This window comes from Arenibacter certesii DSM 19833, from assembly GCF_000429545.1.
Taxonomy (GTDB): Bacteria; Bacteroidota; Bacteroidia; order Flavobacteriales; family Flavobacteriaceae; genus Arenibacter; species Arenibacter certesii.
In genome coordinates this window covers 31,539-48,546 of record NZ_AUCB01000037.1, presented here as the reverse complement: position 1 = coordinate 48,546, position 17,008 = coordinate 31,539, and the positions used below count along the sequence as shown (strand labels likewise).

The 17,008-nt window shown below is 38.4% G+C and carries 11 protein-coding genes; 8 read left to right on the top strand and 3 right to left on the bottom strand.

Features of this window, described 5'->3' with window-relative positions; all coding sequences use genetic code 11:
• Positions 1-476: 476 nt before the first annotated feature.
• Entirely contained in the window at positions 477-2,465 is a 1,989-nt protein-coding gene (locus tag G466_RS0115950; RefSeq protein ID WP_026814554.1) for a putative porin, read from the bottom strand.
• A gap of 350 nt (positions 2,466-2,815) precedes the next feature.
• Between G466_RS0115950 and G466_RS0115945 the strand changes: the two genes are divergently transcribed.
• From G466_RS0115945 to G466_RS0115930, 4 genes are all read left to right on the top strand, one after another.
• On the top strand, positions 2,816-3,412 hold the full coding sequence (locus G466_RS0115945; protein WP_026814553.1) for a ribonuclease HII: 597 nt from the start codon (positions 2,816-2,818) through the stop codon (positions 3,410-3,412).
• Positions 3,413-3,441: 29 nt separating this feature from the next.
• Complete coding sequence (locus tag G466_RS0115940) at positions 3,442-5,901, top strand: hypothetical protein (protein ID WP_026814552.1); 2,460 nt, start codon at positions 3,442-3,444, stop codon at positions 5,899-5,901.
• Between the two features lie 527 nt (positions 5,902-6,428).
• Positions 6,429-7,763, top strand: coding sequence for an OmpA family protein (locus tag G466_RS0115935; RefSeq protein ID WP_026814551.1), 1,335 nt, complete (start codon positions 6,429-6,431; stop codon positions 7,761-7,763).
• Between the two features lie 78 nt (positions 7,764-7,841).
• Positions 7,842-8,540, top strand: coding sequence for a TapB family protein (locus G466_RS0115930; protein WP_026814550.1), 699 nt, complete (start codon positions 7,842-7,844; stop codon positions 8,538-8,540).
• A 55-nt stretch (positions 8,541-8,595) separates the two neighbouring features.
• Here the strand turns inward: G466_RS0115930 and lipB are convergent, their stop codons facing one another.
• Positions 8,596-9,312 (bottom strand): lipoyl(octanoyl) transferase LipB, encoded by a 717-nt coding sequence (gene lipB, locus G466_RS0115925; RefSeq protein ID WP_026814549.1) that lies wholly within the window; start codon positions 9,310-9,312, stop codon positions 8,596-8,598.
• 35 nt (positions 9,313-9,347) lie between these two features.
• A complete protein-coding gene (locus tag G466_RS23575) occupies positions 9,348-9,503 on the bottom strand; it encodes a YqaE/Pmp3 family membrane protein (protein ID WP_084418889.1) in 156 nt (51 codons plus the stop codon).
• Positions 9,504-9,658: 155 nt separating this feature from the next.
• Here G466_RS23575 and lysS point away from each other — a divergent pair, with 155 nt between their 5' ends.
• The 4 genes from lysS (at position 9,659) to G466_RS0115900 (ending at position 17,005) form a co-directional block, all read left to right on the top strand.
• Positions 9,659-11,350, top strand: coding sequence for a lysine--tRNA ligase (gene lysS / locus G466_RS0115915; RefSeq protein WP_026814548.1), 1,692 nt, complete (start codon positions 9,659-9,661; stop codon positions 11,348-11,350).
• Positions 11,351-11,858: 508 nt separating this feature from the next.
• On the top strand, positions 11,859-14,594 hold the full coding sequence (locus G466_RS0115910) for a PSD1 and planctomycete cytochrome C domain-containing protein (RefSeq protein ID WP_026814547.1): 2,736 nt from the start codon (positions 11,859-11,861) through the stop codon (positions 14,592-14,594).
• Between the two features lie 2 nt (positions 14,595-14,596).
• Positions 14,597-16,105 (top strand): DUF1501 domain-containing protein, encoded by a 1,509-nt coding sequence (locus tag G466_RS0115905; RefSeq protein WP_026814546.1) that lies wholly within the window; start codon positions 14,597-14,599, stop codon positions 16,103-16,105.
• An 18-nt stretch (positions 16,106-16,123) separates the two neighbouring features.
• Positions 16,124-17,005 (top strand): sugar phosphate isomerase/epimerase family protein, encoded by an 882-nt coding sequence (locus G466_RS0115900; RefSeq protein ID WP_026814545.1) that lies wholly within the window; start codon positions 16,124-16,126, stop codon positions 17,003-17,005.
• The last annotated feature ends 3 nt before the right edge of the window (positions 17,006-17,008 follow it).

Genomic DNA, 17,008 nt, shown 5'->3' with positions numbered 1-17,008 from the left:
AGTAGTGAGTAGTGAGATAAAGAGACACAGGCCGCGAGAAACCTCAACACATTATTAAAAAGATAAGCCCTTTCCAACTCTATAAAAAAAAGAGCTATTCATATTATATATAGTAGTGAGTAGTGAGTAGTGAGATGTTAGTATTGAGATAGCAGAATTGAGCAGTGAGATTTGGTTACTCAACATAAAATCGATGACCATGGTCAACCTCAACACACCAACAAGGCACGACTTTTCTCTAATCGGAGCAACAGACCTATATCGATGTAGATACAATAAGGAATAGGCGCATTTCGATATAACCTATCCTATATATAGTAAGGAGCAGTATGATGCATCCATTTTGGAGTAAAAAAAACTCAACAGGCCGCGTTAGCGATCGCAGTGGCATCCCCGCACCAACGCAAGGGATATAACGAAGAGCGCGACCTAACGAAGGAAGGGAACGCCCAAATGAATAACAGCCTAATTCTGAATTAAGAAAAGAAGTTCCAAACCAATCCAAAACGGATTACAAAATCCCTATATGGATAGTTTGGTGCTGCGTAAAACTTATTATCCGAAAACAAAGAATTGAAGTGTTCCGCTTTTAAGAACACCCTAGTCTGCTGGATACGGGCATTAATAAAGAAATCTAGCATGGGGAAACCACCCAACTTCTCGTTGTCCTGCGAATAGAATTCCCCCAATACCGGGTTATAGGCATCCATAGTGTATTCCGTAAAATACTTGAGTGTCACCCCCGTCTGAAAGTACAAGGCTTTTTTAAATCCATAATTGGAGTAGTACAGGGTGTTCCTGGTCACAAAATCGGGCAGATTTAAAACTGCATTGGGTTGCGACACATTTTGATACATAATCGTATTATTAAGCGCAAACCCTTTCCACTTAAACTCCTTTTCGTATTTTAACTTAACAAGATCAATAGTCCCCGACTCTTGAAACGGCTTAATAAAAGCCTGCTCCCTACCTTGGACTATGGTTTCCGACGGATCTGATGCAAAATAGGTATAGTTGGTTAAGGTAGTGTACTTAGCCATGAGATTACCCCAAAACTTGGAATCTAAATCGAACTGAAACCCATTGTTACCTACCTTCTTAAAGTCTGATGTATGTTGCCAGTTGTAATTGCGATAATCACTTTGGTATAACAAGTAATTAAAATCAGGCATCTTAAAAGAAGAATGAACTGAAAACTTAAGAGCATGGTTTTCATTAATGCGATAACTAGCAAAGGCATCCAACATAGTACCAGAAAGATCTCCAGAGATATTGGATCGTAACAACCCATTCAATTGGAATCCTCCTATCTTTTTTACATATTTCGCGCCAATAGCTATTTCATCCCCCTTTAGCTGACTCTGTATCAACTGGGTATCCGTTTGTAGCACCGTATTAAAAAAATAATTGTACTGATAAAGATCCAAATGCCCCGTGAGCACCCCTAGAGTCTTATTTGAAAACTGGGCACTGAGCTGATTATTCATGGTCTTTAAATGCGCCTTGTCTCCAATAACAGCGGTAAACGCATCCCCGAAATAGGCGTTTTCCGAAGTTTGCTGGTAATGATAGTATTTTGTCTCATAATTAAACTGGTGTCCAATAGTAAGCGCGGTAGTCTTTACTTTTCCAGAATCTGATTGCTTACCGAACAATACATATTGATGATCCAAAAAATATCGCTTCCCTAAAAGCCTATTATTGGCGTTAGAAAACAATACGTCTATCCTTGACCGATCTCTAAACTCGGGATCATTAGATTCAAATTGTAATTCTTTATTGGCTAATCCGCCATTTTCTTCAGTCTCCTGGTTTTGAGCGGCAATATGCGCTCTTATATTATACCGTCCATTCTGTGTAACGTAATTGGTAGTCGCTTTAAAACTTCCTGCCTCTGCCTGACTGTATTGATATTTTCCCAACGACTTAAATCCTTTATAACCTATAGAAAAATTAAGCCTTCTAGAAGTATTAAAGGTTAGCAAAGCATCTAACAACTGGCCCTGCTCAAAGGTTGTCTTGAACATTAGGTCTGACATAGGAGTAGCCACATTGTAATAATCTACTTCCCTTGCCTCCAAATAATTAAAATGTTTGGCATTGGCCCCTAGTCGGGGGTAAATATCTTTGGCATCTAAATCTACCCCTAACTTATTATAAGGTTGCCCTACATTGGCAAAGGGCATAAGCTCGAAATTATCTCGTCGTAAAAAATTGTATTTATACTCTTTTTGAATTGATATGGTGGTATCCAAAAAAGTAGTATCCCTTTGATAATTGATTATCTTATAATCTTTAATCGTTATTTCTTGCACTTTGCCCCCTCCAGCACGCTTAGAAGGGATCTTTCTATTCATACCACCAACGGCAGGGACATCAATTTTCCTTTCGGAAGGAATTGAATCTTCTTGAGCCCAAAGGGCTTGACCAAAAAACACTAATAAAAGCGCCAATACATGTTTCATTCTATAAACTTACGCCGACAAAGTTAATTTTTTTGTCCTTAACGAAATACTAAACTTCAAAAAACAGAAAAACAATACCTTAGCTACTGAATTAAAGATTGTCATTCTTGATTTAAAGATCACGAACCCTAAATTACTTTTTAACCTTATCAGCCGATTTCAAAGGTATAGAAAATATAAAACCCGCAGTTAAAAACTGCAGGTTTCATCTTAAGTTATAAATCCTTTTTTTTAATTTTTATATTTGGCATTGGAGATAAAGCAATTAAACCCAAATAGGTTAAAGTTTGAATAGATAAGCCATGGCTTAATTACAGATTTCCACTTACGTAATTGAATAAAACCCATAAATGCTACAACCGTATTATACTACCTCTATAGAAGCGGGCACCGATGAAGCCGGAAGAGGATGTCTTGCTGGGCCGGTTACTGCAGCTGCAGTAATATTACCCCCTAATTACACCAATAAAATATTAAACGATTCCAAACTGTTGTCGGAAAAGAAAAGAGATCTCATTAGGCCTACTATAGAAATTAGCGCTGTGAGCTATGGCATTGCACATATTTTTCCGGGTGAGATTGATGATATAAATATTTTAAACGCCTCTTTTTTGGCCATGCACAAAGCATTGGATCAATTACACTTACCCCCGGAATTTATAATCGTAGACGGCAATAGGTTTAAGCCATATAGGAATATTCCCTTTACTTGTATCGTTAAGGGAGATGCCAAATACCAGAGTATTGCAGCAGCATCGGTTTTAGCAAAAACGGCAAGGGACCGATATATGGAAGAATTACATTTGGAATTCCCCATGTATAATTGGAAAAAGAACAAAGGTTACCCCACAAGAGAACATAGGGAAGCCATTAAAAGGTATGGAATTACGAAATACCACAGAAAATCATTCCGACTATTATCCGACCCAATAAATCTAGATGTTTAAAAATCCTATTTTTGCGCAAAGTTCTTTCTATGAAATTTAAATTAGCCATTGTATCCTTATTACTTTTTATTGGATGTGCCAAGGAGAACAACACTACTTCTCCCCTGTTAACGTATGTTCCCCAAAACAGTGCGGTAATTATTACGATAAATGATAAAACCGCTTTTTCCAGTGATTTAGGAGATAGCGACCTATTAAAATCCTTTTCCGCTACCAAAACTTACACTTCCATTGTAAATAAGGTACAACCATTGGATTACCTACAGACCGAAATGGAGAGTATTCTTGCCTTTGTAGAATTAGGCAAAGGAAATTTTGAAGTCCTGTTTGTGGCACATTATTCCGATGAGCTTTTTAACTTGGAGGAAGTTACCGACAAAAAGGTAGAACAACTCACTTATGAGGGGAAAACCATTGAGAAATATATTTTAGAAGGAAACACCTTCTTTTCAATTAAAATCAATGATAAAATAATTATTAGTTCGGCCAAAATGCTACTGGAAAATTTGCTGCGAAATAAAAAGAGCTTGGTTATAGACTCATCGTTAGCCAAACTAAATGCGGTTACCAACACGCAAAGCAGTGCCAATATTTTTATAAATACTAAGAAAAGCACTTCCCTACTTTCCAGCATTTTGGCAGAAGGAATAAATTTGGATATTTCAAAATTTACCGAATGGGTATACTTAGACTTTAAATCCAATAAAGATCACATAAAACTAAATGGAATAAATACGGTAAACGATACCATTCCAAAGGTAAGTGACCTGTTTAAGAACACCCACGCACTAGTAAATAAGACACCCAACCTAGCTCCTATGGCTTCGGAAGCGATATTATCATATACTTTTGACAATTATAATGCCTTTGCCCGTAATCAAAAAAAGCATTTGGATAGATCTATATTAATCGACAACACTTTTGATGCTGTTGAGGAAATAGGTCTTATCCGTTTAAAGGGAGACCTATCCATTGTATTGTATACCAATGGGTCAGAAAAGATCCACAAATTTTTAGATGGGGTAAAAACAAGCTCAGAGGAATATCAAGGCCATGAAATAATTGCGTTAACTAAAGGTAACTTTTTAAACTTATACTTTGATCCCCTTATAAAAAATTACAATGCCAATTTCCATACTATTATAGAGAATGCTTTTGTGTTTTCCAGTACTGCTGAAAGCCTAAAAACTATTATCGCAAACTATAAAAATGAAGCCACTTTTGACAAAACAGCGACATATAGGACCGCTAAAGAACAATTGGCAGATGAATCATCTATTCTATTTGTTGCCAATGCCAACGGAATGGAATATTATTTAAACCACTATTTCTCGAACGAAATTGCTAAAGAAGTTAAGACCAAGGAGCTATCCGAATATTCTTTTGCCGCCCAAATGGTAGCAGAAGACAATTTTCATCATACTAATATTTTGTTCCAAAAAATTGCTCACGAAACTTCCTTAAACAAAACCACCCCCCTATTTACACTAACTTTGGAAAGCGAAGTGGCCACAATCCCACAATTCGTGAAAAACCACCACACCAACAAAGATGAAATAGTGGTTCAAGATCAAGAAAACAAGCTATATCTAATTTCTACAGAAGGGAAAATATTGTGGAAAAAGCAACTAGATGGGAGGATACAAGGACGCATAGAACAGGTAGATCTCTATAAAAACGGTCGATTTCAGCTAGCATTTACTACAGAAAAGCAATTTTTGATATTAGACAGAAATGGAAATGTGGTTTCCCCATTCTCATTTTCCTATGATGGAGAAATCCTAAATCCCTTAGCTGTGTTTGATTATGAACGAAAAAGAGATTATCGATTTGTTATATCTCAAGGTAGCAAGGTGTACATGTATAATAGACTAGGAAAGTCAGTGTCCGGTTTTAAATTTAAAAAGGCCGACCAGCCCATTTTAGGTAGCGCAAAACATTTCAGGGTAGGCAGAAAAGATTATCTAGTTTTTAAAGAAGAGGGAGGTAAAATAAGAATACTATCTAGAACAGGCGATACACGGGTCCCGGTAAAAGAAACAATAACATTTTCCGATAATGAGATACAACTCCACAAAAACAAGTTTACCTTAACCGATACCGAAGGCCGATTGTATCAGATAGATGAGAAAGGCAAAATGAGTTCGGCCAACCTCAATCTATTACCCGATCACGGTGTGGATGCTACTAGCAATACCTTGGTCATTATGAACGATAATGAATTATCTATTAGAGGAAAGAAGGTAGAACTAGAGCTAGGAATGTATTCCAAGCCCAGAATATTTTACCTGAATGACAAAATATATGTTAGCGTAACCGATATTCAGAATCAAAAAATTTATTTGTTCGACAGTCAGGCAAAACCCATTTCCGACTTTCCCGTACCAGGTAGTTCGCTAATAGATCTTAGTGATATGGACAACGATCATAAATTAGAATTGGTTGCCAAAGACCAGAATAACTCTATTATTGTTTATAGAATTAATTAAACCAGCGTTGGGTTGGAGTAAAATCACCTAACCCAACACTTTATTTCAGAATTATCACTGTTAAAACCGTCTCATATTTAGGCTTCCGCCAACTTGTTTCATCCTTTTAGGCGGGTACATAAACCGAGAATACCCAATGTTAAGCTCTTTCACGATAATAAATGGATTGGCTTTTTAGCCAATCAAAAGTACCTGCTGTTTGCTTTAGCTTTCTTTATCTGACCAAAGCAAAATAATTCGTCCCGATATCAACCAAGTATATGCTCTAGGCTATTTTTTAAAACTTCATACTTCTCTAAAAAATAGCTATATCCTCTGACCTTTCCAAGACACAAAAATGGCAGGGACATCAAGGTATTTCCTACCTTAAAATGCCATAGGAAACGGACTATCCAAAATTATTTACCACTAGTACAATAAATCGTGCATTACATACAGTCTGTATACATAAATCATTCTAATCGCCTTATTTTTAAAGGAATATGATGCCAGGCATTATTAATTAGATTAATCATAAAATTTGAAATATGAAACTTAGGATAATCCTACCAAAAGCAACACTTTGCTTCTTACTATTTTTTTGCTTTACGAATGTAACCAATGCCCAATTTTTAAAAAAACTAGGAAAAATAACTGAAAAAGCCGCAGAGCGGACTGTCGAACGGCGAGTAGACAGGGAGGTCAGTAAGAAAACAGATGAGGCCTTAGACGAAATGCTTGAGCCTGGAGCCAATACTCCTAACCCTCGGACCAATCCACCAATAAAGCAGGAAGAAAAAAATTCTCCAAATACTAATACTCCGGAAGAGGCAAACCCTACAACCAATGAGGTTAATGAAGGCTCCAAAACACTAAAGTTCTATACCAATTATGATTTTGTTGCTGGGGATAGAGTTTTATTGTACGACGATTTCTCAGTGGATAATGTGGGCGATTTTCCTGCCAAATGGAACACCAATGGTTCTGGTGAGGTCGTTACCTTTAACGACAGTCCCGATAAATGGTTAAAATTATCGCATAGTACTACTTTTATTCCTGAGCTCCCAGGAACATTACCTAACGACTTCACTATTGAATTTGATATGATTACCTCCGGACTCGATAGGAATACAAGTATAAACTCTCGGTTAACACTACTTTTAGACGATAACAATTCTTTTAACTATGGCGCCAATTACGCAGAAATGGGAATTCCCCTAGCGCAACATACGGATGCGGGGATTTACGTAAATAATCGCATTAACAATGAAAATACTATTAGGAACTCTGTTATGAAAGACGTGCGCAATGAGGTACTACAACTTTCTCATGTGGCTGTAGCTGTTAATGGTACGCGATATCGTATGTGGATGAACGAACGCAAATTGGTAGACCTTCCACGGTTTATTGGATCAGGTCTAATTAAAGACGCTAAGTTTATCTTACATAATGTAAATAGCGAAAACAAGGAACAACCTATTTTTATAACAAATATAAAAGTGGCAGAAGGCGGCGAGGACCTTCGTAGCAAATTACTAAAGGAAGGGAAATTTTCAACAACAGGGATTTTATTCGATTCCGGATCTGATAGGATTAAACCCGAATCTTATGGCACCTTAAAAAAAGTTGCCGATGCCCTGCAGCAAGAATCGGGAATAAATGTACGGATTGTAGGCCATACCGATGCAGACGGTAGCGATGTTACTAATCTTGAACTATCTAAGAAAAGAGCCGCTTCTGTAAGGCAGGCCCTGAGCAACGATTTCGCAATATCGGAAAGTCGGTTGCAGATTGACGGCAAGGGCGAAGCCGAACCCGTAGGGGATAATAGCTCTGCCGCTGGCAAAGCACAAAACAGAAGAGTGGAGTTTGTGAAATTTTAATCAAACAGCCAGCGAATGCAATTCCAACTTTAATAGCACTTTAGTATAGATTTTACAATAAACCTAATATTTGAAATTATGAAAAAAAGAAATATCATCGTATTGTTTTCCGTTGTAATAACCTCTTTAGGCTTTTCTCAGAACAATTGCAGTAAATTCTATCCCATGGAAGAAGGGGTAAGCTTTCAATACACCATGAGCGATAGAAAAGGTAAGCCCGATGGCACTACCGATTACTATGTTAAAGACGTATCGAACTCTGGAGGGACTACCACAGCAACTATGAATATGAAATTTACCGACAAAAAGGGCAAGGAAGTTATGGTTTCCGATTTTAAATTCAGTTGTACGGGAGATGGCGTTAAAATAGACTACAATTCCCTGGTGCCCTCCCAAATGATGAAACAATACACTGATATGGGAATGGAAATGGATATTTCTGGTACTGATATTGACATCCCCAATAGCCTAAGTGTAGGCCAAGAATTAAAAGATGCCAATGTAACCGTAAACATAAAGATGACTGGTATGAATATGACCATGAAGGTAGATCAGACGAATAGAAAGGTAGAAAAAAAAGAAAGTGTTACTACCCCTGCTGGAACATTTGACTGTTATGTCCTAACTGAAAACAACGTTTCTGAGACCATGGGTATCAAGCAAAACATGACTTCAAAGATATGGCTTGCAGAAGGTATAGGAATGGTTAAACAAGAAATGTATAATAAGAATGGTAATTTAAGCAGCCATATGGAACTGACCAAGTATAACAGATAACACTCAAAATATAATAAAAGTAAAAACCGGGACATGATCTCGGTTTTTACTTTTATTATACCTTATTATAAGCGAGTTGGAATTCAGCTTCAAAGAGGGCAGAAAAATGTTTTAATAATTTTTTCTTCACTTCATCCGTATCCACCTCCTTCACGCCCAATTCCACATTTAAGGAAGTTACCGCCTTGCCCTTTATCCCACATGGAATCATCAGGTCAAAATAACCTAGCTCTGTATTTACGTTTAAAGCAAAACCATGCATGGTCACCCAACGACTTGCTCGCACTCCCATGGCACATATTTTCCTAACAAAGGGCGTTCCAACATCGATCCAGACCCCTGTCTCACCTTTAGATCGTTCTCCCTTTATGCCATATTCTGCCAAGGTAAGAATAATCATATCCTCCAAAAGTCGTAGATATTTATGAATGTCGGTAAAAAAATTATCCAGATCTAAAATAGGATAACCTACAATCTGACCTGGTCCATGATAAGTTATATCCCCACCTCTGTTTATCTTATAAAAAGTAGCTTGTTTCTCTGCCAAATAGGCTTCATCTACTAATAGATTACTCATGTCTCCACTTTTCCCCAAGGTATATACATGGGGGTGTTCCACAAACAAAAAATGGTTAGGTGTTTCCTGTCCGGCCTCTTCCCTTCTATTCTTTATTTTTAGGTCAATAATAGATTTGAATAGCTCTTCCTGATAGTCCCAGGTTTCCTTATAATCTCTATTTCCTAAATCTTTAAGGAGAATCTTTTTATTCATACTGCAAAGATACAAACTCCACCTAAATTAATGACCTAATTAGGATTGTTAAGTATGATCAAAGCAGCAACCACACCGGGGACCCATCCACATAAAGTAAGTAAAAAAACAATTATAATAGATCCGCAACCTTTGTCTATTACCGACAAGGGTGGGAAGATTATGGCCAATAATACTCTAAAACAGCCCATTTATTTTTGATTTTGATTGATGTACTAAAAAGACGAAAATAAGAAGTTTTTGTTACAACAAGTTGGGGAAAATACGAACGGGGATATAACAATGCTATATACAAATTGATAGATTAAGCGAGAGTAGCTATATTTGCAGCCTTAATCATTATTGTATGCAACTTTCGGAACAAGAAGTAATCAGAAGAGAAAAACTTGGCAAGTTACGGGAAATGGGAATAGACCCATACCCTGCGGCGCTTTACCCTGTAAACAGCATGTCCAAGACCATCAAGGAAAATTATGAAGAAGACAAAGAGGTGATTATTTCCGGAAGGCTAATGTCCCGAAGGATACAGGGGAAAGCCTCCTTTGCCGAATTACAGGATAGTGAAGGAAGGATCCAAGTTTATTTTAACCGGGATGAAATTTGTCCCGGAGAAGATAAGACCTTGTACAATGAGGTGTATAAAAAACTCTTAGATATTGGGGATATCATTGGTGTAGAAGGAACCCTTTTCACTACCCAGGTAGGAGAGAAAACAGTTATGGTAAAGAAATTTACCCTTCTCAGCAAATCCCTGCGTCCATTACCCCTTCCAAAGGTAGACCCAGATGGCAAGGTACACGACCAATTTAATGATCCAGAGTTACGTTACCGTCAGCGTTATGTAGACCTAATTGTAAACCCTGAGGTAAAGAAAAACTTTATAAAGCGCACCAAGATTACCAACAGCATACGTCAATTTTTTAACGATGCAGGTTATTTGGAAGTAGAAACCCCTATTCTACAGCCTATTCCAGGTGGTGCTGCGGCCCGTCCCTTTGTAACTCACCACAATGCGCTTAACATCCCCTTATATTTAAGGGTAGCTAATGAGCTATATCTAAAAAGATTGATCGTTGGTGGTTTTGATGGGGTTTATGAATTTGCGAAGGATTTTAGGAACGAAGGCATGGACCGAACTCATAATCCTGAATTTACGGTTATGGAACTTTATGTGGCCTATAAGGATTATAACTGGATGATGGACATGACAGAAACGCTATTGGAAAAGGTAGCAGTAGATTCTAATGGTACATCAAAAGTTTTAGTAGGTAAAAACGAAATTGAATTCAAAGCTCCATATCCTAGAATTCCTATTTTGGAAGCCATTAAAACACATACCGGCTATGATGTTGCTGGCATGGACGAGAAGGAGCTTAGGGAGGTTGCCAAAAAATTAAATCTAGAGGTAGACGATACCATGGGAGTCGGAAAATTGATAGATGAAATTTTTGGTGAAAAATGTGAACATCACTATATACAACCAACCTTTATTACGGACTACCCAAAAGAGATGAGTCCGCTTACCAAAGAACACCGAAGCAATCCGGCCTTAACAGAACGCTTTGAATTGATGGTAAACGGGAAGGAGTTAGCAAATGCGTATTCCGAGTTGAACGACCCTATTGATCAGCGAGAAAGATTTGAAGACCAACTACAACTCTCGGAAAAAGGAGATGATGAGGCTATGTTTATAGATCAGGATTTTATCAGGTCTTTGGAGTATGGAATGCCCCCAACAAGTGGTATTGGTATTGGAATAGACCGCTTGGTAATGTTGATGACCAACAATGCTTCTATACAAGAAGTCTTGTTTTTCCCTCAAATGCGCCCCGAAAGAAAAGAGGTGGATTTAACCGATGAAGAAAAAGAAATCCTTGCTCTACTAAAACCTTCTGGCTCCATGAACCTGGAGGATCTAAAGGAAAAAGCAGGATTAAGCGGCAAGAAATGGGATAAATCCATAAAAGCTCTTTCTAAGCACGAACTAATTAAGGTTACTACAGACGGTACTTCAAAAATGGTAGTTTTAAAGAAGTAAGTTTTATTTTATTTACTTTAACACACAATAGATTTGTGTTATACTATTAAGGGTCGGGAATCAAATTTCGGCCCTTTTATCTTTTTTACACTTTACATTATAGTGTCAATCTAATGCAGGCTTATACCTCATCTAATCGCCAAATTATAAAACCAGCCAACCTATTTTCCTATATTGTGTTTGGCAAATTCTATATTTTAAATCTAGTACTTTTCATTCTAAGCGTTTAGCGCATATAGAGTAGCCGTTTAATTCCCTATATTTATAAGTACCATAAAATGGTCATTTCAACCAAGGGCATTTGTACATAACGGAACAGCAACACCCTGGTTAAACGCAAAATTGTATCATGATTTGTAATTTTGATAGAAGTAAATAGGTTATTTTATCCCTATCATTGTTACACTAATTACTCAGAATCAATATAGTAATAAGGATAATTTGCAGGAGACATCAATTTAGTTCTCTTCTATACTTTATAGTTAGATTAACGGCAAACATAAACAACTTGAAAAACAAACTATACATACTTATTTTTATTTCAGGATTTATTCTGCTAGGACTATTTATGTGGAACATCTTTAAACCTGAAGACACTATAGATTTTAGCACTCAGATAAAACCCATCCTAAATAAGAACTGCATCACCTGTCATGGAGGTGTTAAGAAAAACGGTGATTTTAGTTTATTGTTTGAAGAAGAAGCTTTTGCTAATACCGAATCAGGTTCTCCAGCAATAATTCCAGGCAATGCCGCAAAGAGTCCTCTGATCCAACGTTTACATGAGGACGACCCGGAACTCCGAATGCCCTACCAAAAGCCCAAATTATCTAAGGAAGAAATTGAATTACTGACCAAATGGGTAGACCAAGGTGCCAAATGGGGTGAACATTGGGCGTATACCTTACCTAAAGAGGTAGAAGTACCTACTAGCACCCAATCCGCCGGAATGGCGAGTTATGGACCAGATGGTTTTATAAAAAACAATATTGATTATTTTGTTTTAAAAAAATTAAATCAAAACGGGCTGGAACCTAGTCCACCTGCAGATTCCAGTGTTTTAACAAGACGGCTAGCACTAGACATTACGGGACTTCCTCCGGACTCCGGTTTATATGAGGATTATAACTCAGGAAAAATTACCTACGAACAATTGGTAGATAATTTACTGGCCGATACATCTTATGGTGAAAAATGGGCTAGTTGGTGGTTGGACCACGCCAGATATGCCGACACAAAGGGTTACGAAAAAGATATGGGGAGAACCATGTGGAAATATCGTGATTGGGTAATTAAGGCTTTCAATGAAGATATGCCCTTTGACCAATTTACAATAGAGCAATTGGCTGGAGATTTATTACCAGACCCCTCCGAAGATCAATTGATCGCTACCGCCTTTCATAGAAATACTATGAGCAATGATGAAGGAGGAACGGAAGATGAGGAATTTAGGGTAGCTTCAGTAATAGATAGGGTGAATACCACCTTTGAAGTATGGCAAAGTACTACTATTGGCTGTGTACAATGTCACTCCCACACCTATGATCCGTTTAAACAACGGGAGTACTATAATCTAATGGCATTTTTCAACAATTCTAGGGATGAGGACACATCGGAAGATGAGCCTAACCTAAGGTTTTATAATGAAAATCAAAAAGTGGAAATCGACAAGATTTATGAATGGATTTCCAAAAACAACAATAAGGAGGTCGCCACCTCCTATAACAAATTCCTAAAATACCTAGAACCTGTTTACCATGCCCATTTGGCATACAATTACACAAATGGGAATTTGGCCGATACCAAATGGCTAGCCTTGCGTGACAATGGCTCCTGCTACCTTGATGATGTTTTTACACAAAATTCCAATTTCATTTACTTAAGGTATTCCTCTGGTATAGATGGCACCAAAATGACCATTCGCCAAGATAATTCCGAAGGTGAAATTCTATCCCAATTTACTATTAATAAAACAAGGGGAAGGGTAATACAAAAATTCCCCTTTAAAAAGGTGGATGGGAAAATAAACCTATATATAGAGGCACACAATGACAAAATTCCCTCTACCAGCCCTACTAGCTATATCACCTGGTTTGCATTTCTACCTGAAATCACCTCTGCTAATGAGGCACAAGCACAAATAGAGGATAACTTTATGGCTCTAATAAATTCCCATGTACCCACTTTACCAATTGTAATAGAAAACCCTGACTATCAAAAAAGAACCACTCAGGTATTTGAACGTGGCAACTGGCTTATGAAAACAGATACTGTTGAACCGGCTACTCCACAAAGTCTCAATAAATGGAATGAGGCATGGCCAAAAAACAGACTGGGACTCTCTAAATGGTTGGTCAGCAAGGATAATCCGCTTACCGCACGCACCGTAGTTAATCGTGTTTGGCATCAACTTTATGGGAGAGGTATTGTGGCAACATTAGAGGATATGGGCTCACAATCCGATCCCCCTTCCCACCCCGAACTATTGGATTGGCTGGCCCTAAGATTTATGAACGAGCATCAATGGAGCATTAAAGCATTGGTTAAGGACATTGTTATGTCTGGCACCTACCAACAAAGCTCCAAGAGTAATGCACAACTATTCAATTTAGATCCGAACAACACACTTTATGCCAGAGGTCCTAGAATACGCCTAAGCGCAGAGCAGATTAGAGATCAAGCCCTTTCGGTTTCTGGACTCTTGAGCAACAAAATGTATGGCCCCAGTGTAATGCCCCCACAACCCGATGGCATTTGGCAAACTGTTTATAATGGAGGTAATTGGGTAGAAAGCAAAGGCGAAGATAAATACAGGAGAGGTTTATATACCTATCTAAAAAGAACCAGCCCCTATCCTTCCTTTCTAACATTTGATGCTGGCAGCAGGGAGGTATCTACGGTAAGGAGAACGGTAACCAATACCCCACTGCAAGCATTGGTAACTCTTAACGATCCCGTATATTTGGAAACGGCCTTTTATTTGGCAAAGTATATGGAACAGAGTAAGGAAGTAGAAATGGGCATTAGAAAAGGCTATAGTAAAGCGGTACTGGTAGATATCGATAATGAAAAGCTTATGATTTTAAAAGAGCTGTACGATAACTCCCTATCCGATTTCATAAAAAACCCGAACAATATAAAAGAGTTTATACCTAATGATGAGAATGGGGATGCAAAATTAGCTGCACTGACCGTAGTAGCCACATCCATTATGAATTTGGACGAATTCTTAACAAAATCGTAGCGATGAATAGTTTAGACCGACTTATAAAAGAACAAATAAACAGGGAGATTCAGGCAAAAACCCGTAGACATTTCATTAAGGAATGTGTTGCTGGGATGGGCGGATTAGCCTTAGGCTCCATGTTTATGGGCTGTAATCCCTTCCTAGGCAATAGTAAAAATGGGAAAATAGCGCTTACAGAGAGGGATATAAACCCTTTGGCCTCCATGCCTCCTCCATTTCCCGCAAAAGTAAAGTCTGTTATTTACCTGCACATGGCTGGCGCTCCATCGCAATTGGAAATGTTTGATTATAAACCAACCCTCCATAAACTAGATGGACAGGCTACCCCGCAATCCCTCTTGGAAGGAAAAAAGTTCGCATTTATTAGGGGAACACCTAAACTGCTAGGGCCACAAGCCGAATTTAAACAATACGGAGAATCGGGAAATTGGGTTTCCAACTTTCTGCCCCATTTCTCCAAAGTAGTAGATGAAGTAGCTTTTCTTAAAGCCGTAAATACAGATCAGTTTAACCATGGTCCCGCTCAACTGTTTATGCATACCGGTGGCCCGCGATTAGGAAGACCTAGCATTGGATCATGGGTAACCTACGGATTGGGATCGGAAAATCAGAACCTTCCAGGTTTTGTAGTACTTACTTCGGGCGGAAAAACCCCGGATGCGGGGAAGAGTGTATGGGGAAGCGGATTTTTACCATCGGTATACCAAGGAGTACAATGTCGTTCCAAAGGAGACCCAGTACTGTATATCGAAGATCCGAAAGGCATCAGTAGAAATTTAAAAAAGAGCACCATAGATGCTATAAATAAAATAAACAAAGCTGAATTTAATGAATATGCCGATCCGGAAATTTTAGCCCGTATCAATCAGTACGAAATGGCTTATAGAATGCAGACTGCCGTTCCAGAAGTAATGAATATCAACGATGAGCCAGAGTATATCAGGGAAATGTACGGAGTAGAACCAGGGAAGGAGTCTTTTGCCAATAACTGTCTCCTAGCAAGGAAACTAGTGGAAGACGGAGTACGGTTCGTTCAATTGTTCGATTGGGGCTGGGACAGCCATGGAACAGGACACGAAACTTCTATTGATCTTGGTCTTAGAAATAAGTGTACGGAAATAGACCGTCCTATGTCTGCCCTTCTTTTAGATTTAAAACAAAGAGGGTTATTAGAAGAAACCCTTGTGGTATGGGGAGGCGAGTTTGGACGAACGCCAATGTTAGAAAATAGGGAAGGTCAAAAAATGGCCTATTTAGGTCGGGACCATCATGGCGATGCATTTACCATGTGGATGGCAGGAGGCGGTATAAAAAAAGGAGCCAGTTGGGGACTTACAGATGAAATAGGGTTTTCTGCGCTAGAGGGACAAGTTTCCGTTCACGACGTACATGCTACAATTCTCCATCTATTGGGATTTGACCATGAGCAATTTACCTATGAGTTTCAGGGTAGACCATTCCGACTTACCGATGTAGAAGGTCAAGTAATCCATGAAATCCTTTCCTAACCAACCGTAAATATTACTATGAATTCCATTAAGACCTTTATAATTCTCCTTTTTAGTAGCATATCAATTTCCCTTGCCCAGGAAAAAGTATTGTTTTTTCAAACAGATTGGGGCAATCAGTTAAATTATGATGCCTTTTGTGAACGGGTAAAAGATGCGGGCTACGATGGCATAGAAGTTTGGCGTCCATCTAAACGTGAGTCACAAACCAGTTTAAAAGAGGCAATCGCAAAACACGGGCTTAAACTGATTTTTTTACATGGCACCAATAAAGGATTACCGTTTAAAGAAAGTTTGGAGGACTATAAAAATAACTTAGAAGAAATTCTGAAATGGAATCCTATTTTAGTCAATTGCCATACCGGCAGCGATTTTTATACTTATGAGGAAAACCACGCATTTATAGAAGCCGCAAATTCCCTGAGCACAAAATATAACATTCCCGTTTATCATGAGACTCACAGAGGCCGATTTAGCTATAGCCTACCAGAAACCAATAAATACCTAACACAAAATCCCGAATTAAAACTTACCTTGGATGTAAGTCATTGGATGGTGGTTCACGAATCCCTGCTACAGGGAAAAGAAAATCTGCTTGCACCGGTAATTGATCGGACGCATCACATCCACGCCCGTATTGGTCATGCCCAAGGACCTCAGGTGAACGACCCCACCGCACCCGAATGGACAAATGCGTTGGAAAAACATCTAGACATATGGGAGGCCATTATCAAAAAAGGCTGGAAAGAGCATAAGGGAATATTTACAGTAACTACAGAGTTTGGCCCTGCAGATTACATGCCTACATTGCCCTATACTAGACTTCCCTTGTCCGACCAATGGAAAGCGAATGTATTTATGATGGAAGCGATAAAAGAACGTCTAAAATTGAGCCAATAACGT